Here is a 22,363-nt window from a genome sequence, read left to right on the forward strand (position 1 = left end):
TTCCGGAGATTTCTCTGGTTGGTCACTGCTATAAAGCATGATCTTATCCTCACCTTCTATGCCTTCAACATAGTATCTATTGGTGAATATTTCAATTACGGTTTCGCCGCATCCCGCCGCTCGCGAATTTCGCGTTCGCGCAGGGGGGTCTTGTCGATGGACCGTCCAATCTCGCGCACACTCCACGGGCTGGGTTTACGCAGTTTGACCACGCCGTCCTTGTCAACGAACACCATCTGGAACCCGCGCGGGCGCAGCTTTGACCGGATCGGAGACCGCGCCGACGGATCGGTGTCGGTCAGGACCACCACGTCCCGATCCCGCATCTCCTCTTCACCGTCTAGCAACAAGTCAATCTGCTGTTGGAACCGGGGGTCGGCAGGTGTGTCTGCAAAGACGATGATGGGTCGGTTGATCCATAGAAACTCGCTGAGGTCGCTATCGCCTGCCGGGCGAACGAAATCATCATCGGAGGGTGCCGATCCGTCGGCCGCCAAAGCCGCCAACGGGAATAGCGTCGAAAAAACAAAGGCAAGCGTTCGTGTCATGGGGCCTCCTGCTGGAATGAATATAGCCCCTGTCTGCATGAATGCGACCGGTGATTTAAACAAGGCGTTCAAATTCTTGCGTTTTGCAGACCGCAAATCCGCCCTTTCACAGACAACAGCGCGCAGGCAAAGGCCGGGCGCGCCCCGAAACGAGAAAAGGATATTGCCATGACCGATAAGAAAGACTGGCAGGCGCTGGCCGAAAAAGAGCTGCGTGGTCGCCCGCTGGATGACCTGACCAAAGAGACGCTGGAAGGCATCGACGTTAAACCGCTCTATACGCAGGAAGACACCGCTGACCTGCCGCATATGGGCTCGCTGCCCGGTTTTGGCCCGTTCACGCGCGGCGTTAAGGCAACCATGTATGCGGGGCGGCCGTGGACGATCCGTCAGTATGCCGGGTTCTCGACCGCCGAGGAATCGAATGCGTTCTACCGCCGCAATCTGGCGGCCGGGCAGCAGGGGGTTTCTGTGGCCTTCGATTTGGCAACGCACCGGGGCTATGACAGCGATCACCCGCGGGTCGTGGGCGATGTGGGTAAGGCCGGCGTCGCCATCGACAGCGTTGAAGACATGAAGATTCTGTTCGACGGTATCCCGCTGGACAAGGTCTCGGTCTCGATGACGATGAACGGCGCGGTGATCCCGATCCTGGCCAGTTTCATTGTCGCGGGTGAGGAACAGGGGCACGATAAATCCGTGCTGTCCGGCACCATTCAGAACGACATTCTTAAAGAGTTCATGGTGCGAAACACCTATATTTATCCGCCCGAGCCGTCGATGAAGATCATTTCGGACATCATCGAATACACGTCGAACGAGATGCCCAAGTTCAACTCGATCTCGATCTCGGGCTATCATATGCAAGAGGCCGGGGCGAACCTGGTGCAGGAACTGGCCTATACGCTGGCGGATGGCCGCGAATATGTGCGTGCCGCGACGCAATCAGGCATGGATGTCGACAAGTTCGCGGGCCGTCTGTCGTTTTTCTTTGCCATCGGCATGAACTTCTTCATGGAGATCGCCAAACTACGTGCTGCACGCACGCTGTGGCATCGTGTAATGACCGAGTTCGGGGCGAAATCCGAACGCTCAAAAATGCTACGCACACATTGCCAGACATCCGGCGTGTCGTTGCAGGAGCAGGACCCCTATAACAACGTGATCCGCACCGCCTATGAGGCCATGAGTGCAGTTTTAGGCGGTACTCAATCGCTGCACACCAACGCGCTGGACGAGGCAATTGCCCTTCCCACCGATTTCTCGGCCCGCATCGCGCGGAACACGCAGTTGGTGCTGCAGGAAGAAACCGGCGTGACCGATGTCGTCGATCCACTGGCTGGTTCGTACTATATCGAAAGTCTGACCAATGAGCTGGTCGAAAAAGCCTGGGCCCTGATGGAAGAGGTCGAGGAGATGGGCGGCATGACCAAGGCCGTGGCCAGCGGAATGCCCAAGCTGCGGATCGAAGAAAGCGCCGCGCGGCGTCAGGCGATGATCGACCGGGGCGAAGAGGTGATCGTTGGCGTCAACAAATACCGCAAGGAACAGGAAGACCCGATCGACATTCTGGATGTCGATAATGTCGCCGTGCGCGAGGCTCAGGTGGCACGTCTGGAACGTATCCGTGCAACCCGCGATGAGGCCGCGTGCCAACAGGCATTGGACGCGTTGACGAACACCGCCCAGCAGGGCGGAAACCTTTTGGCCGCCGCCGTCGAGGCTGCACGTGCCCGCGCATCCGTAGGAGAGATCAGCATGGCAATGGAAGAAGAATTCGGCCGTCACCGCGCCGAGGTGAAAACGCTGGCCGGGGTCTATGGCGCTGCCTATGAGGGCGACGAAGGCTTCGCTGCGATCCAGAAATCCATCGAGGATTTCGCCCAGACCGAAGGTCGCCGACCCCGTTTGCTGGTGGTCAAGATGGGGCAGGACGGACATGACCGTGGGGCCAAGGTCATTGCCACGGCCTTTGCCGACATTGGCTTTGACGTGGATGTTGGCCCGTTGTTCCAGACCCCGGCTGAGGCCGCACAGGATGCGGTCGACAATGACGTCCACGTGGTCGGAATTTCCTCGCAGGCAGCGGGTCACAAGACGCTTGCACCGCAGCTGGTCGAGGAGCTTAAGAAAGCCGGGGCCGAGGATATCATCGTGATTTGCGGGGGGGTGATCCCGCAGCAGGACTATCAGTTCCTCTATGATCATGGCGTCAAGGCGATCTTTGGGCCCGGAACGAACATCCCTGAGGCAGCGCAGGATATCCTGCGTCTGATCAAAGAAGCGCGTAACTAATCTAGGCGCAGGTTTTTCGACGAAAAATCTTGTGCGCGGAAGCGCTTGGGTGAAACATGCGACCAGATCTACGGATCTGGTCTTTTTTCTTGGGGAGGTGCGGATGCTACTTGATCACTTGGCCGTAGCCGGCGAAACGCTGGAGGCGGCATCGGCCCATATTGAAAAGGCGTTGGGTGTTTCGCTTCAACCCGGCGGAAAACACGAAAAATTTGGCACTTACAATCGTCTTTTAGGCCTCAGGGATGGTCTGTATCTGGAAGCGATTGCTATTGATCCTGACGCAGCCGTACCCCAGCGGACCCGTTGGTTTGATCTGGATCGGTTTTCAGGAAACCCGCGGCTGACCAATTGGATCTGCAGCGTTCCTGATATCGAAGCCGCACTTGCAACGTTTCCTGATGGCACCGGAACCCCCATTGATCTGACCCGGGGGGCTTTGACATGGCGTATGGCTGTGCCGCCCAACGGACGCTTGCCCTTCGATAATCTGTTTCCTGCGTTGATCCAATGGCAGGGCGATTTGCACCCTGCGCAGATGTTGCAGGACAGCGGGTGCAGTTTGCGAAGGTTAATCGTGTATCACCCGGAGGCATTGGTACTGGCCCAGCATTTAGGAGAACTTGACTTGGTTGTCTTCGACACCGGTCCTGCCTCGATGCAGGCAGAGTTCGAAACGCCTCATGGGGTGCGAGTGTTGGAATGACGGTTCGGCAGGCCTGCCCGGATGACGCTGCTCAGATCGCCGCGATCACGAACGCCATCATCCGCGACACGTTGGTGACCTTCACCACCGAGGAACGCAGCACTGAAGCGATTGCCAATGATATTCGCGACCGTGGCCCGTCATTTCTGGTCGCTGAAGATAAGGGACAGGTGCTTGGTTTTGCGACATATGGGATGTTTCGTAACGGACCGGGATACGCCAACACGCGGGAACACTCGATCCAGTTGGCAGAAGGGGCGCGGGGCAAAGGGATTGGTCGCGCCTTAATGACAGAGTTGGAAGCTGTGGCGCGTGCGGATGGGGTTCATGTTCTCGTGGCGGGCATTTCATCCGCTAACCCTTCGGCCATCGCCTTCCATACAGCCCTTGGGTTCGGCGAAGTTGGGCGTATGCCCGAGGTCGGCTTTAAGTGGGGACAACGGCTGGATCTGGTGCTGATGCAGAAAATTCTTTCATCGGAGTGATCTGTCGCACCTGACAGTCGCAACGAGGCACGCTAGGGTGCGCCCATGTCGATTTGGATCCGAATATCTGATGCGCTGAGTGCGTTGGCCCAAGGCGAAAGTCTGACGGCGGTTTTTGAGAAGCTGCGTTCACCACCCGAACGCTCGGTTGCCTTCACCATTGCCGTGATTGCGCTGGGGGCCAAAATGGCCAAGGCGGACGGACAGGTTACGCGCGATGAGGTCACGGCCTTTCGGGATGTGTTCCAGATCGCGCGCGCGGATGAAGAAGGCGCGGCGCGGGTCTTCAACATGGCGCGGACGGATGTTGCAGGCTATCAGGACTATGCCCGCAAGATTGCTCGCATGTTTTCCGAAGACAGCACCGCGCTTTGCGACCTGATGGAGGGTTTGTTCCACATCGCCATGGCAGATGGGTTCTATCACCCCAACGAGAATGAATTCCTGGAAGATGTCAGTCGCATCTTTGGACAGACCGATGCGCAATTTCTGGCCTTGCGCGCGCGCTTTGTGCCGGATGCGCCGAATGATCCTTATGTGGTTCTGGGTGTTTCGCGGGATATGCCAGTGTCCGAGATTCGCAAAGTGTGGCGTCAACTGGTGCGCGATACCCATCCTGATGCGATGATGGCGCGCGGTGTCCCGGAAGAGGCGATCCGCCTTGCCGAAAAGAAGATGATCGACATCAATCAAGCCTGGGATGACATCAACGGCGCGCGGGCCTGAGCGGATGCGGCTGGCGACCTACAACATCGAATGGTTCGCCAATCTTTTCGACAAAAACGATGCGCTGATCATGGATGACAGCTGGTCGGGTCGTCATGATGTAACGAAGGCCCAGCAGGTTGAGGCGATTGCCAAGGTTCTGACCGCGCTGGATGCGGACGCCATCCTGATCGTCGAAGCGCCCAATACTGGAAAGCGCCAGAACACGGTGCGGGCGTTGCAAGGCTTTGCCGAGGCGTTTGATATGCGAACGCAGCGCGCGGTTATGGGTTTTGCCAACGACACGCATCAGGAACTCGCCCTGCTCTATGATCCAGATGTGCTAACGGCCCGACATGAGCCGCGCGACGATGCGAATGCGCCGCGGTTCGATCGCTCCTTTCAGATCGACCTGGATGTAGATGCGACTGAGGATGTGGTGCGGTTCTCGAAACCCCCGATGGAGTTGCTGGTTCAGTCAAACTCCGGTTTTGAGTTCCGCATGATCGGCGCTCATCTCAAATCCAAAGCGCCGCATGGTGCAGGATCCCGCGATGAGGCCATCAGGATTTCAATCGCCAACCGGCGCAAGCAACTTGCACAGGCAATCTGGCTGTCACGGCGGGTGGTCGACCATGTCGCGGCACAGGAGCCCGTTGTGCTTCTGGGCGATCTCAATGATGGTCCGGGTTTGGATGAGTTCGAGCATCTGTTCGGGCGTTCATCGGTTGAGATCTTGCTGCAGGCCGGACTTTTTGATCCCCATGCCGTTACGGCGCATGGCCCCCGACCGGGGTCTGTCCCTTCCACTGCTCGGTTCGCCCGCCCAAAAGAGGGCAAGTTTCTGGAGGCTTTGCTGGACTATATCATGATTAGCGAAGACCTGCGTAACCGCGAACCCGATTGGCGCATCTGGCACCCGTTTCGGGATGCGGCTTGCTGGACATCTGTTGAACTGCGCGAGGCGCTACTAACCGCCTCGGATCACTTCCCGGTCACGCTGGATATCGAGTTGTGACCTTCCCTGAGACCCTTTGAGGGCATATATTACCTGTATGAAACGCCTTCTGATCATCGCGGTCTTGTCGACCAGCCTCGGCACTCCTGCATCTGCGCAGGAAGATGACAGCAAATCCCTGATGGAGCAGGGGGCCGAGCTCTTCTTTGAAGGGTTGCGCCGAGAGATGGAGCCTGCCCTGGATGAGCTTTTGGGTATGGCGGAATCACTGGGCCCGGCAATGCAATCCTTCCTTCAGGAAATGGGTCCTGCATTGGCCGAGCTTGCAGCCGAGATCAAGGATTGGAGCGCGTATGAAGCGCCCGAAATCCTACCAAATGGCGATATCATCATCCGCAAGAAACCTGTACCGGATGATGATGCCAGCCCCGATCTTGAAGATAAGGCACCGGATGAAGGCACCGATATCTGATCGGGTCTTTAACCTTTGACGATCACGCGTACCTCGGATTTCAGGGCGTTTGACAGCGAGTTCAGGCGCGCCTCGGCCACTTCATTAAACAAGGGTTCTGCCGCTTTGGGCAGGAACAGTTCAAGCTGGCGCTTTTTGGGATAAAATCTAAGCCGGCCGATATTGGCTTCGTTGTGCATCCATAGCATTGCACCAAAGCGCATTGCCTTTCCCAAAATCTCGGCTTGTTTCTGCCCCGGCTCATCCAGCAACTCGTACAATGGCGCAAAGCGATTGCCTTCGCGTTTATTGCGATAGCGGTGCTGTAGCGCCAGCCCGATAAAAATCCGTTCGGAATGTTTCAGGCCGCCCAGATTGGCGCGCGTGACATAGTCGAAACAGGCCTCGGCCCGATAATCGGGATGCGCGCGCCAACTGACGTCATGCAGCAGGCAGGCGGCCTTGATTAGTCGGACCCGCGCGGGCGGCGCTGAATTGAACAATGGCATCACAAAGTCATACAGGTTCCGCCCGAAACCCGGCAGGCGGGCATCCTTGGATTCGGAAAACCGGCTGGCTTCGATCAAAGGGTCGCGATCCCTGATCTCTTGTGACATCTGCTCGTACAACAAACCTTCACGAATGCCGTAGCTTGAGACTGCGATATCCTTCGGTTTGAATGTTCGGATCAATCGCCCCAGAACATCCATCGCATAGGGGATCAACGCCATTCGGGAACTGGACACCCCCGCTTGGCTGCGCAGTTTGTCGTGATCATTGGCTTCAATGAACTTGATCGTGTCGCGCACCTGTGTCGTTGTCATACGGTACTCATGCAGAACATTGAGCGGGTAGCCACGGCGCAACATGTCGATCCGTGCGAATGCGCGCCAGCTGCCGCCGACGAGAAACAAGCGGTCCCGCTGCTGACCAAGCTGAGCGCGCAGCTCCTCCATCGTGTCCTTGATATGCGCTTTTCGCGCGCGCCGCCCACCTTTGATGTCACGCAGTTTCAGCGGCCCAAGGGCTGAGGTTACCCGTCGCCCAACCTGACCATCTCCGATCTCGGCCAGTTCCATCGACGATCCGCCGATATCGCAGATTAGACCGTAAGCTCCTGGCCAGCCCAGCAACACGCCCTGTGCGGACAGGCGCGCCTCTTCCTGGCCGTCGATCACGGCGACATTTAGCCCGGTTTGGGCCTGAACCTCGGCACAGAAATCCGGCCCGTCATTGGCTTCGCGCACGGCTGCGGTTGCAACCACATGCAGGCCCGGCAGGTCCAAGTCCTGCGCCAGTTGCTGGAAACGGCGCAACGCGGCCAGAGCCCTTTCCCGCCCGCGTGGGTTCAGCTTTCCGGTCTCAGACAACCCTGCGCCAAGCTCGCACATGACTTTTTCATTGTAGAAATAGGCCGGCGACCGCGCCGCGCCGTCGAAAATCACCATCCGGACCGAGTTCGAGCCCACATCGACAACACCCACCCGTGACAGCGCCCGCGCGCCCGGGTCATCGAACAGAGGTTTACCGAATGGGCCCCAGTCCGGGATGTCGGTTTCGACGGTCTGATCCATGTGTCTTCCAGATATTCTGGGATTAGAATGCGAAATCACCGATATTGGGTCAATCACTTGCATTCATCTGATCCGTTTTTTCGTTCAAAACCCGCACGGCCAAAGCCCGCGTGATCTCACGTTTTTCGGCAAGGGCCAGTTGATCCAATTGTTGGACAAACTTGGCGGCTGTCTCAAAGCGGCGATCCATATGTTTTACCAGATAGGCGATAACCTCGGGGCCCGGGTTCAGCTGACGGTCCAGGAACAGCTTGGCCAGCACAGCCCCCAGCAACGCGTCATCAGGCGGCTCCAAGGCCACATGGTGCGCGCCCTCAACCCGGCTTTGAAGATCGGCCAGCGGCAGATGCCAAAGCTTGGGCACCAATCGCCCAGTCATCAACAGGGCATGCCCTTCGGCCAAGACGAGATTGTGCAGATGAAACAGCACCTTTTGCTGTTCCAAATCATCTGCAATGGCTGGAACATCCTCGACCGCAATGGGTGTGCTGGCCAGTTCAGGCACCGCATCATAGTCCAGATCAGCAGCCTGCACGATGCGCCCACCGGTTTCGGCTGCCCAGACATGGGCCAGATGGGTTTTGCCAGACCCAGCTGGGCCGCTGAGCACCAGCTTGTTTCCGGGCCACGAGGTCGCAGATATCATCGCCACGGCCAGTGCATTGGCCGGAGAGACAAAGAAATCATCACGCTCCAGCGCGGTTTTGGCTGGCAGATCAAAGCTCAGTTGTTGGGCCATTTAGTCGTCGTCCTGACCCTGTTGCCCTTCGAGGCCGGTATATAGACGGCTGTCGAGGTAGAGCGATGTGCCAAACCGTGCCAAAACGCCCAGGGCGGCGGCGACCGGGACTGCAATCAACATCCCGACAAAGCCAAAGAGCGCACCAAAGACAGACAGGGCCAATAGCAGCCAGACCGGGTGCAACCCAACCGAACTGCCAACCAGTTTCGGGGTCAGAAAGTTGCCTTCGGTCACCTGACCTAGGGCAAAGATGCCCGCGATCAGGCCGATATGCGCCCAGTCGCCCCAGAACTGGAACAGGGCCAGCCCGATGGCCAGTGTGCCACCGATCAGTGCGCCTAGATAAGGAATAAAGGTCACCAGCCCGGCGATGAAGCCTACGACCAGACCAAACTGTAAACCAGCAATCATCAAGGCGACCGCGTAATAGGTGCCTAGGATCAGGCAGACTGTACCCATGCCGCGCACGAACGAGGCCAGCACAGCATCAATCTCGCCCGCCAGCCGCTTGATCGTTGGAGCGTGGTCGCGGGGCAGAAGCTCTCCGATCCGGGCGATCATGCGATCCCAGTCCAGCAGCAGGTAGACGGCAACCACCGGGACGATGACCAACAGGACCACGATGTTGATGGCTGATCCAAGAGAGGACAGTACCGTTTCCAGCACATCACCGGTTTTGGACTTCAGGGTTTCCCCGAATGAGACCAGCATCTGATGGGTGCTGGAGTCCTGATCCAGCAAGGATGGGAATTGCTTCTCGATGAAGCCGCGCAACTGCTTGAACAGGCTGGGTAAAATATCAATCAGATCCAGCAGCTGTGTAATAAGAGCCGGCACGACCATCAGGATCGCCAGGATGAACCCAAGCACACCAACAACCGTGATAATGCCCGTGGCCGCCATCCGTGACAGGCCTAGCTTTTCCAGCCGATCAGCGATGGGATCAAGGAAATAGGCAATCGCGCCGCCGATCACAAAAGGCAGAAGAACATCACCCAATGCCCACAGGACCAATATAAAAATCGCTGCGGCGATGCCCCAGTATCTGAGTTGATCCTTAACCGGCAAAGCCATGATTGCCCTCGCGTTCTGGTCGTCGAGGATGTTCTTGGCCTATGGGGCTGATCGATGCAAGGGCTTCATGGGTCCGTGCTTGCCGAGGGGCCGATCAGAAGACCCGAACCCCTTGTCGATCAAGCTCTTTGTGAACCGGTGACAGATCCAGCGCATCCAGCTCACGATTGCTTTTGAGCGCATGTGCAGCGGCTATTCCGGCCCCTTGGCCCATAACAGCGCAGCAGGCCATATTGCGCGTGGCCGCATGGGCGACCCTGTCGGCGCCATGAGATCGACCGGCGACCAGCAGCCCCTTGATCCCTTTGGGCAGCATCGAGCGATAGGGGATTTGCATATACCGCCCCGTCGTGGGCAGGATCAGGATACCGTAGCCGTCGATGAATTCGGGGTAGATGCCGATGGAATCTTCGAATCTGCCTTGGTGCCGCGCATCATCTTCGGTCATGTTGTAGACCGCATCGATCTTGCGGGTGTCCCGAATGCCGATGGTCATCCCGAAATTCCTAAGCCGCGCATTTTCACACCCCGGCATGAAGCGGCGTAGCGCTTCGATGGCCAGCATCGACTGGCGGCGGCCCTCGATCTCGCCCTGCGTCAGGCTGTCTGGGTCGGTGCCGTCGACCTCGGCCAAATGGATGAGATTCATATAGGTCAGCTCACCTGTATCGTGCATTGCACCCCAGGTCCCTGCGATCGTGTTCAGATGCGGTGGGATCAGCCCCTCATCAATCGCCTGTTGGAAGGGTTTGTGCACGAAGGGAGAGAACATATTGTCCTCTTTGCCGGAGGTTTCGATGTTCCACTCACCGCCACCGCCCCAATCCTTATAGGTCTGCGGGTCAGACTTCACGCCCTCCATAAAGGCGCGTTTGTCGACGCCTGCCAGATGGAACATGACCGAAGCCGCCATCATATCCTCGCGCGCCGTTTTCTGCGTCGGTGCGCCCGCGCGATGGGCCACATCCGCATCGCCAGTGGCATCAATGACCACCTTGGCCAGGATCGCTTCGCGTCCGGCTTTCGATTCAGTGATGATCCCGGTGATCCGGTCGCCATCCATGATCGGGGCCACGAACTGCCGATGCAGCATTGGATGCACGCCTGCCTCTTCGACCAGCGTGTCGGCCACCAGTTTGAACCCTTCGCTGTCCAGTTCATAGCTGAGCGATTGGCTTTCAGGCACCGCTGCGCCCATCTCCTTGGCACGGGTTTCAAACTCCATACCGATACCGCCGGCTTCGACCGTTTGCTCATGGCGGTACCAGGCAAACCCTTCGACCCCCACGGCGGTGATGTTGCCCCCCATGCAACCGAACCGATCAACCAGCGACACCGCTGCCCCTGCACGCGCTGCTGCCAGCGCCGCCGCCAAACCAGCAGGGCCGGAGCCAACGACCAGCACATCGGTCTGGTGAACCACTGGAATCTGACGGGCGGGTTCCTGAATTGTCTGCATCGGCGCCTCTTGAGTTTTACAATTTCGTTACACTTGGGAAAACTTGATTGGCCGGTCAATCAAAAAACAAACTGAGGCTAAGTTCTTATTTCACCAATGTACGATTGCCCCCGGCGAGGCTTTGGCATAATCACCGTTTTGTTGGAATATCACCCTAAAAGGTTAAGTCATGCGCCTCAGCCGTTACTTTCTGCCCGTTCTCAAGGAAAACCCTGCTGAGGCCCAGATCGTCAGCCACCGGCTGATGCTGCGCGCCGGAATGATCAAGCAGGCTGCTGCCGGTATTTATTCGTGGCTGCCGCTGGGCTTCAAAGTGCTGCGCAAGCTGGAAAACATCGTGCATGAGGAACAGGCGCGGGCAGGGCATATCGCCATTCAGATGCCCATCCTGCAATCGGCGGACTTGTGGCGCGAATCCGGGCGGTATGACGATTATGGTCAGGAAATGCTGCGCATGCAGGACCGCCATGGCCGAGACATGCTCTATACCCCCACGGCCGAGGAACTGGTGACAGACATCTTCCGTGGACATGTCAGCAGTTACAAAGACTTGCCGCTGACGCTTTACCAAATCCAGTGGAAGTTCCGCGACGAAATCCGCCCACGTTTCGGCGTGATGCGCGGGCGCGAGTTCTACATGAAGGACGGCTACAATTTTGACCTGACGAAAGAAGACGCGCTGCACGCTTACAACCGCCATCTGGTGAGCTATCTGCGCACCTATGAGCGTATGGGCTTGCAGGCCATTCCAATGCGCGCCGATTCCGGCCCCATTGGTGGCGACGATACGCATGAGTTTCTGGTGCTGGCTGACACAGGCGAGTCCGAGGTCTTCTATGACAGCGCCGTTACCGATCTGACTTTCGGCGACCGAGACATTGACTATGATGACCGTGCGCAATGTCAGGCGATCCTGGAAGAGTTCACCTCGAAATACGCGCGCACGGATGAAACCCACGATGAGGCGCTGTTCAACCAAGTGCCGGAAGATCGCCGCCGCGTCGCACGTGGGATCGAGGTAGGTCAGATCTTCTACTTCGGCACCAAGTATTCGGAAGCCATGGGCGCGACCGTTCAAGGCCCTGATGGCAAGCCGACACCCGTTCACATGGGCAGCCATGGGATCGGCGTTAGCCGTTTGATCGGCGCCATCATCGAAGCCAGCCACGATGACAAAGGTATTGTCTGGCCCGAGGGCGTGACACCGTTCCATTGCGGTATCGTAAACCTGAAGCAGGGTGACGACGAAGCGGATGCGGCCTGTGACAAACTCTATGGTGCTCTGACCGCTCTGGGTCTTGAACCGCTCTATGATGACCGCAATGAACGGGCAGGGGGCAAGTTCGCCACGATGGACCTGATTGGCCTGCCGTGGCGCATCACGGTCGGGCCGCGTGGTCTGAAAAACGGTGTGGTTGAACTGACTTGCCGCCGTACAGGCGAAAGCGAGGAGCTAAGCCCCGAAGCAGCCGTGACCAAAGTTGCGGAAATCTACAAGGGTATCGCCTGACCAAGGCGATACACGCAGGTCAAGGTCAGCACGGCGTTCCTACTGCGCTGACACCGGGCGGGCGACCAACAGCTCTCCGTCGGCTTGATTGCCACGCGCGACGACGATCGGGCGGCCCAGCCGGTTGACCAGTTCCTTCAGCTCAAAGCCCAGAAACCGTATCCCGCAAACCCGCTGACCGGTTGCGCGGTCGGTTATGCAAAGACGGCCCTTGAGGAAGGCGAGGCGATAGCCCTTATCCCTCAACCGATCTGCCAAACTGTTCCAACTGACAGCTTTTGAAAAAATCGGACGGATCGCAGCCCGCAGCAAAGCGGCTGTTTCACAATCCAGTTCTGTTGCTGTTGCACGAACCAAAATACGGTCCGCCCCCTCTGGTGTATTCTGAATATTCATTGAGCGACCCCCGCTCTGAAATGTGTTCCCCCAAATCAGGGTGACAAAGTTTCTAAAAATAAGCAAAAAGCGAAATAATATTGCTTAATATATGTGGCATTTTGAGTTCAGTCACTCACGCAATGCCCGTATTGACTTCATAGCTGAAACAATATGGCGATGTCTGTGAAGGGCGTCACAACCGACAGGGTAGTTGTTGAATCCAACAACACTTTTTATCTGAGCACCCAAAGCAGATGTCAGTGTTGATTCGCTTATTTGAGACGATCACTTTGCATGCGGTCGGTGATGCGTTCACAAGGCGCTTGACCATTGCCCGAAATGCCGAGAGGGTCGCCGCCAAACAACAAGACCGGAGCAGGCATGGCCAAGACACCCCCGCCTTTTGCCCCTTTTGAATGGAAGATCGCCTGGCGATACCTGCGGGCCCGCCGGGCCGAGGGGGGCGTCAGTGTTATGACCTGGATCTCGCTGATTGGGATCACTCTGGCCGTGTTCGCCTTGATCGCGACACTCGCTGTGCGTTCCGGGTTCCGGGCCGAATTCGTCGGCACGATCCTTGGGGCCAATGCACACATCACTGTCTATTCCTCAGGCGAGATTGATGCGCAGGGGCGCGTGATACGTACGATGGAGGATTACGAAGAACGCGCAGCGCGGATCGCGCAGGTTCCGGGTGTAGAACGGGCGGCACCTTTGGTCAAAGGTCAGGTTCTGATCACAAATCGCGACCGCAGCAGCGGGGCTGAGGTGTTTGGCATCCGGCCCGATGACCTGATGGACCTGCCGGGCATCGCGCAAGCCGAACAATCGGCGGGGGATTTGTCTCTGTTTCAATCGGGCGAGGACGTGATCGCCATCGGCTCGGGCGTGGCGCGTACCATTGGGGCCACAGTGGGGGATACGGTTAAGCTGACCTCGCCCAACGGTGTCAGAACCGCCTTTGGAACCTCGCCACGTGTGAATGCCTATCGCGTGGTCTATGTGTTTTCCGCGGGGCGATATGACATCGACCGCACGCGCGTTTACATGCCGTTTTCGCAGGCCCAGAGCTTTTTCAACCGCGAGGGCGTGGCGGATGAGATCGAGGTGATGGTCACGCAACCCGAAGCGATGAACCCGATCCTGATCCCAATCCTCGAAGCCTCGGGTGAGCGCAGCCAGATCTGGACATGGCAGGATGCCTCGGGTGGGTTTCTGCGTGCGCTGGAGGTTGAAGACAACGTGATGTTCATCATCCTGTCGATCCTCGTGCTGATTGCCGCGATGAACATTGTCTCGGGCCTGATCATGTTGGTAAAGAACAAGGGTCGTGACATCGGCATCTTGCGCACGATCGGCCTGAGCGAAGGATCGGTGCTGCGGGTGTTTTTCATCTGCGGTGCGTTCACAGGCATCATCGGAACCGCGATGGGTGTCATCTTCGGCTGTCTGTTTGCCATCTACATTGATCCCATCTTTTCTTTTGTGAACTATGCGATGGGCGGTGGAGTCTGGGATCCGTCCATTCGTGGAATCTATGCCCTTCCGGCAGAACTGCATCTCAGCGATGTCCTCAAGGCCGTGGCCCTTTCACTGGGCTTGTCTTTTGTTGTCACATATTTCCCCGCCCGCCGCGCGGCGCGGCTGAACCCGGTTGAGGCACTGCGCTATGAATGATGTGACATTGCGATTGAAGGGCCTGACCAAGACCTACCTGCAAGGAACACCGGGCGAAGTGCAGGTTCTGCGGGGCGTTGATCTGGAATTGAACGCAGGTGAGGCGGTGGCGATGGTCGCACCTTCGGGTGCAGGCAAATCCACCTTGCTGCACATCGCGGGCCTTTTGGATATGCCGGATGACGGTCAGGTTGAAATCGGCGGCCAAGATGTCAGTGGCAAGGGCGACCGCACGCGCACCGCTCTGCGGCGGCAGGACATCGGCTTTGTCTACCAATTCCATCATCTTCTGCCGGAATTTACCGCCTTGGAAAACATCACCCTGCCGCAACTGGCAAACGGGATCGCTGAGAAAGCAGCGCAAGACCGGGCGATGTCATTGCTGGACCGTGTCGGGGTGGCCGCCCGTGCCAGCCATCGCCCGGCGGCTTTGTCGGGTGGCGAACAACAGCGCGTGGCGTTTTGCCGGGCGCTGGCGAACACACCCAAAGTGTTGCTGGCCGATGAGCCAACCGGGAACCTTGATCCGGAAACCTCTGATCAGGTGTTTGATGCGTTGATGAGGCTTGTCCGGGATGAGGGCCTTTCGGCCTTGATTGCAACCCACAACATGGACCTTGCGGCGCGTATGGATCGGATGGTGCGGCTAGAAGGTGGTACTCTCAAGCCAGTTGAGTGATCGCAACGCCCAGAGCCATCACCGTGATCCCACCCGCGCGTATCCATGTCAGCGGCGTGACCTGGGCCCCAAACAGCCCAAAATGATCAATCGCTGCGGTGCTGACTAGTTGGCCAAGAAGCACGAAGAACACTGCATTTCCAACACCGAAATGCGGCGCGACATGAGTGATCGACAAGACGTAAAACGCGACCAGAACGCCTGCGAGCAGCAGGTGTTTGGGGGCCTGTGCAACCTTGGTGATCGCCGCGAAGCCCGGAAACAACAACATCACAAGCGCTGATGCCGCAAAGGCGATGGCAAACAGGATCACCGCAGCCGTGGTGGGGGAACCGATCAGCTTCCCAAGTGCTGCGTTCAATGCGGCAAGGATGGGTACTCCGATTCCGGCGGCCAGCATGATGGCTGCGTATTGTGTCATGAACCTTACCCTCTTGCTTCGTTGATCTGGATCATTGCGCCAAGCGGTCCATCGGACAAGCCTGCAAATGCTATTGCGGATAGGAGAGGATGCGATGAAGTGGTCAAAGCTGGAAACTATAGCTGCCGTGCTTGTCATGTCGGCGCAAAGCGCGGCGGCACAAGATGTACAAACTGGTGCTGAACTGTATCAACACTATTGTGCGACCTGCCACGGAATTGACGCCATGGGGCAAGGCCCAATGGCAGGAGTTCTTATTATTCAGCCGACCGATTTGACGGAACTGACGAAAGACGGGCGTTTCCCAACGGCGCGGGTTGTTGCCCGGATCGACGGGCGTGACCCTTTGGTGAGTCATGGAAGCCCGATGCCGGTGTACGGCCCATATTTTGAAGGGCAAGACACATCCATGAAAACGGAAGAAGGGCAGCCAATTCTGACCAGTCAGCCTATTGTTGATCTGGTGGCCTATCTCAAAACCCTGCAAGGCACCTGAAATCTAGCTGCAAATTCCTTCGATCTTGGCATCGCTCCACGGGATCGCGATGTCACGCTCACGGCCTTCCTGGGGCAGGGGGGAGAGGTCGAAATGCGTACCCAGCATCTTGTGCAGGCGCTTGGTGCGCTGTGCCTGTGGGTCCAACGACCGGCAACAGACATATTCTTCGACAATCGCGCCCTGCTGTTCATAGCCGTAAGACAGAAAGTCGGGCGAGGTATCCAGATCAAACAAATACGGGTCCTCGCGCCCGCCATGCTCTGCCGCCGCACGCAGCGGGTGATAGCCGGTTGTCTTACGGTTCTGCCACTGCCAGACATGGGTCAGTTCATGCGCCAGCAGCATGGCCGCGATAAGGTTCATCTGCTCGGGATAGTCTGACATGTAGTCTTCGAGATACCAGTCACGCGCGAAGTAAACCTTGTCGAACAAAGCAATTGCCGCAGGTTTCCCTGTTACCGGTCCGGGCTCGATCGGTGGAAGGATACGTTCGCGACAAGCCAAACGCGGGCGTGCTTTTCGGTCATATGTGACCGGCACAACCGGCGCACCTTCGACGAGGCGTACGCGATCCAGGTTGAGCGTGTCGCCTTGTATTTCGTCAGCAAAGTCACGCTCTTGCTGTGTCAGCGGGCGTCCGCAGGTCGCAAGAGCTAGGAACGCTAAAATCAATACACGCAAACTCATGTGCAAAGCCTATCCTGCCGCATCGGTTGCGCAAGCCGTTTTCAAAGGCTCATTGCAAGTACACGGCTGATTTCTGTCAGGGACCGGCCAGATTGATCCATCCAAGTGTTAAAGGCCTGTTGTACGGCGGCCATGGCTTTCTTGGATGTGGGGGCTTTGTCCACTACACCTTCGGCGATCAGCCGTGCGGTCACGTCCTGTGACAGGATAAAGCTGTCGCGGCCTGCAAACCGCATAGCATATTGGGCGGACGCGCCTCCCAACCGTGATCCGCGTTGGCCCAACATGGCCAGAAGGCCGATATAGTCGGTCGAGGGCCATCCGCCCAGAACCTCACCCGCGCCGCCTTGATCGCGCAGTTCGAGCAAGAATGCGGCGTTGTCCCGGACAGTGGCGATCTTGGTTCCATTGCGCACGATCCGAGTGTCCTGCAGCAGAGCGTCGAACTTCTCATCATCCATAAAGGCGCAGCGGCCCACATCGAACCCGTCAAAGGCCGTTTCGAACCCGTCCCATTTCGCCTCGATAACTTTCCAGTTGAACCCCGCCTGAAAGATGCATTTGGTCAGGATCGAAAGCCAGCGATCCTCGGGCATTGCCGCCAGTTCCTGCGGCGTTTTGGGTTTGCTGAGTTTGGCGTTCAAAGCATCTGCCCCGCCATGGCGACCTGCCGATATCTCAAATATCTCATCAAATGAACGCATTGCTTTACCCTCCGCAGCGCCTGCTTGTGTCTTGATGCCAGATCGCTCGTTCAGTTGCCAAGCGTGATAGATGTGCGGCTTCTACTTTGGAAGGAGTGGTCGGAGCCCACAGAGCGTGCTATTTGAAGCGTTCCACCAGATTTGCGAGGGTTCCACTATGTTTCTGGCCTATGTCACCACCACAGATCGCGGCGCAACGGACCGGTTGCTCAGCGCGGTCGCGGAGAATCTGCTGGCCTCGGGTGCGAAACTGGCGGGCGTTGTGCAAACCAACACCGAATGTACCGATAGCAGCCGGTGCGATATGGATGTCCGCGTTCTTCCCGCAGGCGACACGATCCGCATCTCGCAGTCTTTGGGCACGCAATCCCGCGGCTGTCGGCTGGATCCGGCGGCGCTTGAACAGGCGGTGGGCTATGTCACTGCGTCCTTGGCAAATTCCCCGCAGCTGTTGATTATCAACAAGTTCGGCAAACATGAGGCCGATGGCCGTGGCTTCCGCCCGGTGATTGCCGAAGCTCTGGCGCAGGACATTCCTGTTCTGGTGGGCGTAAACGGATTGAATCGCGAGAAGTTTTTGGGGTTCACAGGCGGTGAAGCCGAACCACTCGTGCCCGAGTTGTCCGCCATTTCGGCCTGGTTTGACCGTGTGGTGGCTGCAAGGGCGGATGCGGCCTAGGCGCGCGCATACTAATCCTGCTGGTCGGGCAGCAAAACACATTGTCTTCATGGTCTTGTCGCCTTAATGGTTTTTGCGAGATCCAATAGGGCTCAACGTATCTTGCCCGCGTGGTGGAATGGTAGACACAAGAGACTTAAAATCTCTGGGCCGAAAGGCCGTGCCGGTTCGAGTCCGGCCGCGGGTACCAAGATACGTTTTGCAATCCCAAAAAGCCGGTTGCAGATGTCTACACCTTCCAAAGTTCGCATGTTAGCTTTGCCTCGAAAACTCAGGCAAAGGGGTGAACATGCCAGCAACTGTAAAAGAGATGATGGAGGCCGCAAATACGGTCGTGCCGCGTGTGGATGCGGCGCAGGCTCAATCGTTGATCGATCAGGGAGCATTGCTGCTGGATATTCGCGGTGCCGAAGAGGTGCAGAAAACGGGTCGTGCGGCAGGGTCGCATCATATTCCGCGCGGCATGCTGGAATTCCGCGCCGATGAAACGCTGCAATCCCATGATCCGCAGATGCTCAAGGACCGCGCAATTGTGATCTACTGTGCGTCTGGTGGTCGGGCCGCGTTGGCAGGAAAGCTGCTGCTGGATATGGGGTATGAACAGGTGTTCAATCTGGGCGGGTTGAGCGATTGGGTGAATGGCGGCGGAAAGGTCGTGGACAGCTGACAAACTGACCCAGATCAACGTCAAAGTATGTTCGTTGGCCTAAGATGACATGACGTTCAACCAAATGGATCACATGTCATGTTTCGTCTTGCTGCGCTGCTTTATTCCATGATTGCCACCGCCCTCGCAGGGTCTGCGGTGATTGGTGTTTTATCGTTGGGCATGGTCTCGGTCATGGCGATTCTGTCAGCCGCCGCTGCGGGTGCGCTTGTCGCGCTTCCGGCGGCTTGGCTGATCGCCCGACGCTTGTACCAGGAGGCAGGTTAGTCAGGCGTTCAGGAATGTTCTGACCGCAGCCTCGAATTCTCGTGGTTTTTCAGCATGCAGCCAGTGGCCTGCGCCTGGGATTTTGGCAAAGCGTGCACCGGGAAACAGGCTGCGAATGTGGTCGCGGTGTTCAGGCAGAACATAGTCGGATGCTGCGCCAGACAGAAACAGGGCGGACCCGTCCCAGGCGCCGCCTATTTCGGGAAATCCCATGATGTTTGGCATCTGATCGGCCAACACATCCAAATTCAGCAACCAGCGTTTTCCCGCAACATCCAGTGACTGCGTGAAAAAGCTCTGCAAAGCGCGTTCAACCCCCAACTCCGCCAGTTGCTGTTCGGCATCCGATCGGCGGTTGACCTGCGACATATCAACGGCGCGCATGGCTTTGATGAACTGAATCTGGCTGTGCCCATATGCGACCGGTGCGATATCGGCCACCACGAGTTTGCGCACCAGATCCCCATGCTGCAGGGTCAGGGCCATCGCGGCTTTACCCCCCATCGAGTGCCCCAGCACATCCACGGATCCGCCGATCTGCTTGATGACCTGAGCGATATCCCCTGCTAAAGCCGGATAGTCGTGTTGTGGGTCCCAAAGGCTGTGCGCATGGTTACGCATATCCACCGCGATCACCTGCCGTTCATCCGATAGGCGACGTGCGATCACGCCCCAATTCCTGGCCGATCCATAAAGGCCATGAGCAATAACAAGAGGCGGTAGCGCAGTCGGATCGCCATGTACAATCGTGTTCAGCATATCCGCGTGATACAGGTGACCATTTGAAACAACCAGCCCCATTGTGGCGTGCCTTCACAGGAGCTAGTGTCGCGCGTCAGGAGAACGCGATGTCACAAGACGCTAAAATTCAGGATCGAATTGCTGAAACCGTTGCATTGCTGCGGGCCAAGCTGGGTGTGCGTGACAAAACGCTTCAGGCGTCGATTCGCCGGGCCAAACGCCGCCTACCGCGCCGGGTGTTCAAACAGGCGATGGTTCTGGCCCGGGCCGAACAAATGGCGGCTCACCCAAAGCTGCGTTTTGTTCTGGATACGCCTGCTCTGACCAAAGCCGCTGATGAGGTTCAGACCCATCTTAGCGCCATCAATCTGGCCGACCGGCGATGGGGCTGGTTTCTGGGTATGCTGGGTGGACTGGCGTTTAACATGCTGGCCTTTGGGGCACTGCTTCTGGCGTTTCTGATGTGGCGGGGCTTGATCTGATCCACTCTACTGTCTTATCCGCTGTGAACGAGGTTCAAACCCCGAGGACAGCATGACCACAAAATCTCAGCTCAGACGCGAACAGTTGCGCGAGAAACTGATCGAAGCGGCCGAGTTTCGTATTGACCGGGATGGGCTCAAGGACCTCAGGGCGCGGGACTTGTCCAAGGATGCGGGATGCGCGCTGGGTGCCATCTACAATGTGTTCGAGGATTTGAACGCCATTATCATGGCCGTTAACGGGTGCACTTTTCGACGGTTGGGGCAGGCGGTCGGATCCTCCTTTGATGGCAGCGAGCCGCCTGTTCAGCGCCTTGTTGTCATGAGTGTCGCGTATCTGAATTTCGCAGATCAGAACACAAACCTGTGGCGTGCGCTTTTTGATCTTCAAATGGCCGATGATGGTCCGGTGCCCGATTGGTATCGGGATGCGCTTCGCGGGCTTTTTGCCTATATCGCCGAACCTGTTGGCCAGCTTTTTCCTGATCTGGACGGGGTTGAGGCTGATCTGATGACACGCGCCCTATTTTCATCGGTGCATGGCATTGTAACCCTGGGGTTGGAAAACCGCATCTCGGGTGTCCCGCCCGAACAGATCGAACGGATGATCACGCAGGTTCTTTCACGAATTGGAAACAAATAGTTTCCTGAACGACGTTCATAAAATTCTTGAACGTTGTTCATTCTATTTCTATATCCGATTTGTGAACGATGTTCATATATCGGAGGAGCACATGTTCAGTACGTTGAAGACATTGATTAACGGGGCAAACGCCCGGGCCGAAGACCGCCTGCGCGACACCTACTCAATTGAATTGATCGACCAGAAAATCCGCGAGGCCGAGCAGAACCTGAAAGCCGCCAAGCTCACTCTGGCCAGCATGATCCAGAAGCAGCGCAATGAGACGCGGCAGATCGACGGACTAAAGACGCGGATTGACGACCTTATGAACCGGGCGCGTCAGGCATTGGCAGATGAGCGTCAGGATCTGGTGGAAAGTGCCGCTCAGGCGGTGGCTGATCTGGAAAATGAGCTGACGGTGCGGTCGCAAACTGTGGACCGGTTAGAGGCGCGCATTCTTCAACTGCGCCATTCCGTACAGGCAGCCAGCCGTCGGATTTTGGATTTGAAACAAGGTGCAATATCCGCCCGGGCGGTTAAACGAGAACAGGGGCTGCAAAGGCGACTGAACCGGCAACTGGGCGGGGACAGCCCGATTGACGAAGCCGAAACCCTTATCGCACGCGTGATGCAGCAAGAAGATCCGTTTGAACAATCCGAAATCCTGCGGGAAATCGATGCGAGCCTGGATCACAGCACGGTATCTGTGCGGATGGAAGAGGCCGGCTACGGCCCGAAAACCCGTGCCACCGCCGACGATGTGCTGAGCCGGCTTCGCACGCAGCAAGACAGCTAAATCCAATCTCAACCGAACAAGAATTTCTCACGGAGACTTACAATGAATACACGTAACGAAAACGGTTTGATCCTGATGCTGAACGGTGCAGGTGTTGTGGTGGCTTATGCTTTGCTTGCGATCTCGCTGTATCTGTCCACCGATGTGCCGCTGGCCACAAAAGGATATTGGGGCATGGGGATCGTTCTTCTGACGCTTAGCCTGATTAATGTGGTCAAGTACCGCTTTGATGCTCGCACAGCCGAGGATCGGATCAATCGCATCGAAGAGGCGCGGAATGAAAAGCTGCTGGAAGATGCGCTCAAGGATACCGACCCGGATATCTGACACCAACCGCGCTGGGCCCAACAGGGCACGGCGCATGGCCCAACACTTTCAGCGCATACGATGCGCGCAAAAGGGGCGGGAGAGCCCCGTTTCCGACAAAAAACGGCGCCTGGATCATCGGGCGCCGCTTTCTTTAGTTCAGAACCTGATTACAGGTTCGGATAGATCGGGAATTTGGCGCAAAGCTCTGCGACTTCGGCCTTGACCTTGGTCTCGACCGCAGCGTTGCC

At 57.3% G+C, this 22,363-nt stretch carries 27 protein-coding genes and 1 tRNA gene; 18 read left to right on the plus strand and 10 right to left on the minus strand.

Annotated features, from left to right (window positions below):
- Positions 1-95: 95 nt before the first annotated feature.
- Positions 96-548 (minus strand): DUF4174 domain-containing protein, encoded by a 453-nt coding sequence (locus tag AC2FFE_RS15680; RefSeq protein WP_496819483.1) that lies wholly within the window; start codon positions 546-548, stop codon positions 96-98.
- A 168-nt stretch (positions 549-716) separates the two neighbouring features.
- On the opposite strand from AC2FFE_RS15680, the gene scpA reads away from it, so the two are divergent.
- The 6 genes from scpA (at position 717) to AC2FFE_RS15710 (ending at position 6,169) form a co-directional block, all read left to right on the plus strand.
- Positions 717-2,843, plus strand: coding sequence for a methylmalonyl-CoA mutase (gene scpA / locus AC2FFE_RS15685; protein WP_496819482.1), 2,127 nt, complete (start codon positions 717-719; stop codon positions 2,841-2,843).
- A 103-nt stretch (positions 2,844-2,946) separates the two neighbouring features.
- Positions 2,947-3,549, plus strand: a complete 603-nt coding sequence (locus AC2FFE_RS15690; RefSeq protein WP_496819481.1) for a VOC family protein — start codon at positions 2,947-2,949, stop codon at positions 3,547-3,549.
- A complete protein-coding gene (locus tag AC2FFE_RS15695) occupies positions 3,546-4,034 on the plus strand; it encodes a GNAT family N-acetyltransferase (RefSeq protein ID WP_496819480.1) in 489 nt (162 codons plus the stop codon). The genes AC2FFE_RS15690 and AC2FFE_RS15695 overlap by 4 nt, the downstream gene beginning before the upstream one ends.
- A gap of 45 nt (positions 4,035-4,079) precedes the next feature.
- Positions 4,080-4,760 (plus strand): TerB family tellurite resistance protein, encoded by a 681-nt coding sequence (locus AC2FFE_RS15700; RefSeq protein ID WP_496819479.1) that lies wholly within the window; start codon positions 4,080-4,082, stop codon positions 4,758-4,760.
- 4 nt (positions 4,761-4,764) lie between these two features.
- A complete protein-coding gene (locus tag AC2FFE_RS15705) occupies positions 4,765-5,757 on the plus strand; it encodes an endonuclease/exonuclease/phosphatase family protein (protein WP_496819561.1) in 993 nt (330 codons plus the stop codon).
- Between the two features lie 37 nt (positions 5,758-5,794).
- A complete protein-coding gene (locus AC2FFE_RS15710; RefSeq protein ID WP_496819478.1) occupies positions 5,795-6,169 on the plus strand; it encodes a hypothetical protein in 375 nt (124 codons plus the stop codon).
- An 8-nt stretch (positions 6,170-6,177) separates the two neighbouring features.
- On the opposite strand, the gene AC2FFE_RS15715 is transcribed toward AC2FFE_RS15710, so the two are convergent.
- The 4 genes from AC2FFE_RS15715 to AC2FFE_RS15730 form a co-directional block, all read right to left on the minus strand.
- On the minus strand, positions 6,178-7,722 hold the full coding sequence (locus tag AC2FFE_RS15715) for a Ppx/GppA family phosphatase (RefSeq protein WP_496819477.1): 1,545 nt from the start codon (positions 7,720-7,722) through the stop codon (positions 6,178-6,180).
- A gap of 49 nt (positions 7,723-7,771) precedes the next feature.
- Positions 7,772-8,461, minus strand: a complete 690-nt coding sequence (locus tag AC2FFE_RS15720; RefSeq protein WP_496847074.1) for an HdaA/DnaA family protein — start codon at positions 8,459-8,461, stop codon at positions 7,772-7,774.
- The gene (locus AC2FFE_RS15725) at positions 8,462-9,538 is read right to left on the minus strand and encodes an AI-2E family transporter (protein ID WP_496819475.1); all 1,077 of its coding nucleotides are present in this window, start codon (positions 9,536-9,538) and stop codon (positions 8,462-8,464) included.
- A 94-nt stretch (positions 9,539-9,632) separates the two neighbouring features.
- Entirely contained in the window at positions 9,633-10,997 is a 1,365-nt protein-coding gene (locus AC2FFE_RS15730; protein WP_496847075.1) for an FAD-dependent oxidoreductase, read from the minus strand.
- 169 nt (positions 10,998-11,166) lie between these two features.
- On the opposite strand from AC2FFE_RS15730, the gene proS reads away from it, so the two are divergent.
- The gene (gene proS / locus AC2FFE_RS15735; protein ID WP_496847076.1) at positions 11,167-12,507 is read left to right on the plus strand and encodes a proline--tRNA ligase; all 1,341 of its coding nucleotides are present in this window, start codon (positions 11,167-11,169) and stop codon (positions 12,505-12,507) included.
- Positions 12,508-12,546: 39 nt separating this feature from the next.
- Here proS and AC2FFE_RS15740 read toward each other — a convergent pair whose 3' ends face one another.
- Positions 12,547-12,903: a hypothetical protein gene (locus AC2FFE_RS15740; protein WP_496847077.1), complete on the minus strand. Its 357-nt coding sequence runs from the start codon at positions 12,901-12,903 to the stop codon at positions 12,547-12,549.
- A 363-nt stretch (positions 12,904-13,266) separates the two neighbouring features.
- Between AC2FFE_RS15740 and AC2FFE_RS15745 the strand changes: the two genes are divergently transcribed.
- Positions 13,267-14,562 carry a lipoprotein-releasing ABC transporter permease subunit gene (locus AC2FFE_RS15745; protein WP_496847078.1) on the plus strand — a complete coding sequence of 432 codons (1,296 nt, stop codon included), beginning with the start codon at positions 13,267-13,269 and terminating at the stop codon, positions 14,560-14,562.
- The gene (locus AC2FFE_RS15750; RefSeq protein WP_496819470.1) at positions 14,555-15,241 is read left to right on the plus strand and encodes an ABC transporter ATP-binding protein; all 687 of its coding nucleotides are present in this window, start codon (positions 14,555-14,557) and stop codon (positions 15,239-15,241) included. Before AC2FFE_RS15745 ends, AC2FFE_RS15750 begins: the two co-directional genes overlap by 8 nt.
- Here AC2FFE_RS15750 and AC2FFE_RS15755 read toward each other — a convergent pair.
- Entirely contained in the window at positions 15,225-15,662 is a 438-nt protein-coding gene (locus AC2FFE_RS15755; RefSeq protein WP_496819469.1) for a DMT family transporter, read from the minus strand. The two genes, AC2FFE_RS15750 and AC2FFE_RS15755, sit on opposite strands and share 17 nt — an antisense overlap.
- Before the next feature lie 94 nt (positions 15,663-15,756).
- Here AC2FFE_RS15755 and AC2FFE_RS15760 point away from each other — a divergent pair, with 94 nt between their 5' ends.
- Complete coding sequence (locus tag AC2FFE_RS15760) at positions 15,757-16,158, plus strand: c-type cytochrome (RefSeq protein ID WP_496847079.1); 402 nt, start codon at positions 15,757-15,759, stop codon at positions 16,156-16,158.
- A gap of 3 nt (positions 16,159-16,161) precedes the next feature.
- Here AC2FFE_RS15760 and AC2FFE_RS15765 read toward each other — a convergent pair whose 3' ends face one another.
- Both AC2FFE_RS15765 and AC2FFE_RS15770 read right to left on the minus strand, forming a co-directional pair.
- On the minus strand, positions 16,162-16,848 hold the full coding sequence (locus tag AC2FFE_RS15765; RefSeq protein ID WP_496819467.1) for a hypothetical protein: 687 nt from the start codon (positions 16,846-16,848) through the stop codon (positions 16,162-16,164).
- 41 nt (positions 16,849-16,889) lie between these two features.
- Positions 16,890-17,552 carry a DNA-3-methyladenine glycosylase I gene (locus tag AC2FFE_RS15770; RefSeq protein WP_496819466.1) on the minus strand — a complete coding sequence of 221 codons (663 nt, stop codon included), beginning with the start codon at positions 17,550-17,552 and terminating at the stop codon, positions 16,890-16,892.
- Between the two features lie 157 nt (positions 17,553-17,709).
- On the opposite strand from AC2FFE_RS15770, the gene AC2FFE_RS15775 reads away from it, so the two are divergent.
- From AC2FFE_RS15775 to AC2FFE_RS15790, 4 genes are all read left to right on the plus strand, one after another.
- Complete coding sequence (locus tag AC2FFE_RS15775; RefSeq protein WP_496819465.1) at positions 17,710-18,231, plus strand: DUF2478 domain-containing protein; 522 nt, start codon at positions 17,710-17,712, stop codon at positions 18,229-18,231.
- Between the two features lie 104 nt (positions 18,232-18,335).
- Positions 18,336-18,421 (plus strand) — tRNA-Leu (locus AC2FFE_RS15780).
- A 99-nt stretch (positions 18,422-18,520) separates the two neighbouring features.
- Entirely contained in the window at positions 18,521-18,898 is a 378-nt protein-coding gene (locus AC2FFE_RS15785) for a rhodanese-like domain-containing protein (RefSeq protein ID WP_496847080.1), read from the plus strand.
- Between the two features lie 78 nt (positions 18,899-18,976).
- Positions 18,977-19,165, plus strand: a complete 189-nt coding sequence (locus AC2FFE_RS15790) for a hypothetical protein (protein WP_480547497.1) — start codon at positions 18,977-18,979, stop codon at positions 19,163-19,165.
- On the opposite strand, the gene AC2FFE_RS15795 is transcribed toward AC2FFE_RS15790, so the two are convergent.
- Complete coding sequence (locus AC2FFE_RS15795; protein WP_496847081.1) at positions 19,166-19,966, minus strand: alpha/beta fold hydrolase; 801 nt, start codon at positions 19,964-19,966, stop codon at positions 19,166-19,168. It lies immediately after the preceding gene.
- A 47-nt stretch (positions 19,967-20,013) separates the two neighbouring features.
- Between AC2FFE_RS15795 and AC2FFE_RS15800 the strand changes: the two genes are divergently transcribed.
- The 4 genes from AC2FFE_RS15800 to AC2FFE_RS15815 all read left to right on the plus strand — a co-directional run bounded on the left by AC2FFE_RS15800 (position 20,014) and on the right by AC2FFE_RS15815 (position 22,133).
- Positions 20,014-20,388 carry a hypothetical protein gene (locus AC2FFE_RS15800; protein ID WP_496847082.1) on the plus strand — a complete coding sequence of 125 codons (375 nt, stop codon included), beginning with the start codon at positions 20,014-20,016 and terminating at the stop codon, positions 20,386-20,388.
- A 52-nt stretch (positions 20,389-20,440) separates the two neighbouring features.
- The gene (locus AC2FFE_RS15805) at positions 20,441-21,031 is read left to right on the plus strand and encodes a TetR/AcrR family transcriptional regulator (protein WP_496819461.1); all 591 of its coding nucleotides are present in this window, start codon (positions 20,441-20,443) and stop codon (positions 21,029-21,031) included.
- 91 nt (positions 21,032-21,122) lie between these two features.
- The gene (locus tag AC2FFE_RS15810; RefSeq protein WP_496819460.1) at positions 21,123-21,806 is read left to right on the plus strand and encodes a PspA/IM30 family protein; all 684 of its coding nucleotides are present in this window, start codon (positions 21,123-21,125) and stop codon (positions 21,804-21,806) included.
- 42 nt (positions 21,807-21,848) lie between these two features.
- Positions 21,849-22,133 carry a YiaA/YiaB family inner membrane protein gene (locus AC2FFE_RS15815; protein WP_496819459.1) on the plus strand — a complete coding sequence of 95 codons (285 nt, stop codon included), beginning with the start codon at positions 21,849-21,851 and terminating at the stop codon, positions 22,131-22,133.
- The last annotated feature ends 230 nt before the right edge of the window (positions 22,134-22,363 follow it).

The organism is Ruegeria sp. YTSA168 (assembly GCF_059610045.1).

What these genes read in the sequence shown, in the direction of transcription:
- AC2FFE_RS15785 (WP_496847080.1), top strand. Translation starts at nt 18,521, where the DNA reads ATGCCAGCAACTGTAAAAGAGATGATGGAGGCCGCAAATACGGTCGTG.
- AC2FFE_RS15740 (WP_496847077.1), bottom strand. Translation starts at nt 12,903, where the DNA reads ATGAATATTCAGAATACACCAGAGGGGGCGGACCGTATTTTGGTTCGT.
- scpA (WP_496819482.1), top strand. Translation starts at nt 717, where the DNA reads ATGACCGATAAGAAAGACTGGCAGGCGCTGGCCGAAAAAGAGCTGCGT.
- AC2FFE_RS15815 (WP_496819459.1), top strand. Translation starts at nt 21,849, where the DNA reads ATGAATACACGTAACGAAAACGGTTTGATCCTGATGCTGAACGGTGCA.
- AC2FFE_RS15720 (WP_496847074.1), bottom strand. Translation starts at nt 8,461, where the DNA reads ATGGCCCAACAACTGAGCTTTGATCTGCCAGCCAAAACCGCGCTGGAG.
- AC2FFE_RS15690 (WP_496819481.1), top strand. Translation starts at nt 2,947, where the DNA reads ATGCTACTTGATCACTTGGCCGTAGCCGGCGAAACGCTGGAGGCGGCA.
- proS (WP_496847076.1), top strand. Translation starts at nt 11,167, where the DNA reads ATGCGCCTCAGCCGTTACTTTCTGCCCGTTCTCAAGGAAAACCCTGCT.
- AC2FFE_RS15755 (WP_496819469.1), bottom strand. Translation starts at nt 15,662, where the DNA reads ATGACACAATACGCAGCCATCATGCTGGCCGCCGGAATCGGAGTACCC.
- AC2FFE_RS15710 (WP_496819478.1), top strand. Translation starts at nt 5,795, where the DNA reads ATGAAACGCCTTCTGATCATCGCGGTCTTGTCGACCAGCCTCGGCACT.
- AC2FFE_RS15760 (WP_496847079.1), top strand. Translation starts at nt 15,757, where the DNA reads ATGAAGTGGTCAAAGCTGGAAACTATAGCTGCCGTGCTTGTCATGTCG.
- AC2FFE_RS15805 (WP_496819461.1), top strand. Translation starts at nt 20,441, where the DNA reads ATGACCACAAAATCTCAGCTCAGACGCGAACAGTTGCGCGAGAAACTG.
- AC2FFE_RS15800 (WP_496847082.1), top strand. Translation starts at nt 20,014, where the DNA reads ATGTCACAAGACGCTAAAATTCAGGATCGAATTGCTGAAACCGTTGCA.
- AC2FFE_RS15775 (WP_496819465.1), top strand. Translation starts at nt 17,710, where the DNA reads ATGTTTCTGGCCTATGTCACCACCACAGATCGCGGCGCAACGGACCGG.
- AC2FFE_RS15765 (WP_496819467.1), bottom strand. Translation starts at nt 16,848, where the DNA reads ATGAGTTTGCGTGTATTGATTTTAGCGTTCCTAGCTCTTGCGACCTGC.
- AC2FFE_RS15790 (WP_480547497.1), top strand. Translation starts at nt 18,977, where the DNA reads ATGTTTCGTCTTGCTGCGCTGCTTTATTCCATGATTGCCACCGCCCTC.
- AC2FFE_RS15725 (WP_496819475.1), bottom strand. Translation starts at nt 9,538, where the DNA reads ATGGCTTTGCCGGTTAAGGATCAACTCAGATACTGGGGCATCGCCGCA.
- AC2FFE_RS15795 (WP_496847081.1), bottom strand. Translation starts at nt 19,966, where the DNA reads ATGGGGCTGGTTGTTTCAAATGGTCACCTGTATCACGCGGATATGCTG.
- AC2FFE_RS15810 (WP_496819460.1), top strand. Translation starts at nt 21,123, where the DNA reads ATGTTCAGTACGTTGAAGACATTGATTAACGGGGCAAACGCCCGGGCC.
- AC2FFE_RS15705 (WP_496819561.1), top strand. Translation starts at nt 4,765, where the DNA reads ATGCGGCTGGCGACCTACAACATCGAATGGTTCGCCAATCTTTTCGAC.
- AC2FFE_RS15700 (WP_496819479.1), top strand. Translation starts at nt 4,080, where the DNA reads ATGTCGATTTGGATCCGAATATCTGATGCGCTGAGTGCGTTGGCCCAA.
- AC2FFE_RS15770 (WP_496819466.1), bottom strand. Translation starts at nt 17,552, where the DNA reads ATGCGTTCATTTGATGAGATATTTGAGATATCGGCAGGTCGCCATGGC.
- AC2FFE_RS15745 (WP_496847078.1), top strand. Translation starts at nt 13,267, where the DNA reads ATGGCCAAGACACCCCCGCCTTTTGCCCCTTTTGAATGGAAGATCGCC.
- AC2FFE_RS15730 (WP_496847075.1), bottom strand. Translation starts at nt 10,997, where the DNA reads ATGCAGACAATTCAGGAACCCGCCCGTCAGATTCCAGTGGTTCACCAG.
- AC2FFE_RS15695 (WP_496819480.1), top strand. Translation starts at nt 3,546, where the DNA reads ATGACGGTTCGGCAGGCCTGCCCGGATGACGCTGCTCAGATCGCCGCG.
- AC2FFE_RS15750 (WP_496819470.1), top strand. Translation starts at nt 14,555, where the DNA reads ATGAATGATGTGACATTGCGATTGAAGGGCCTGACCAAGACCTACCTG.
- AC2FFE_RS15680 (WP_496819483.1), bottom strand. Translation starts at nt 548, where the DNA reads ATGACACGAACGCTTGCCTTTGTTTTTTCGACGCTATTCCCGTTGGCG.
- AC2FFE_RS15715 (WP_496819477.1), bottom strand. Translation starts at nt 7,722, where the DNA reads ATGGATCAGACCGTCGAAACCGACATCCCGGACTGGGGCCCATTCGGT.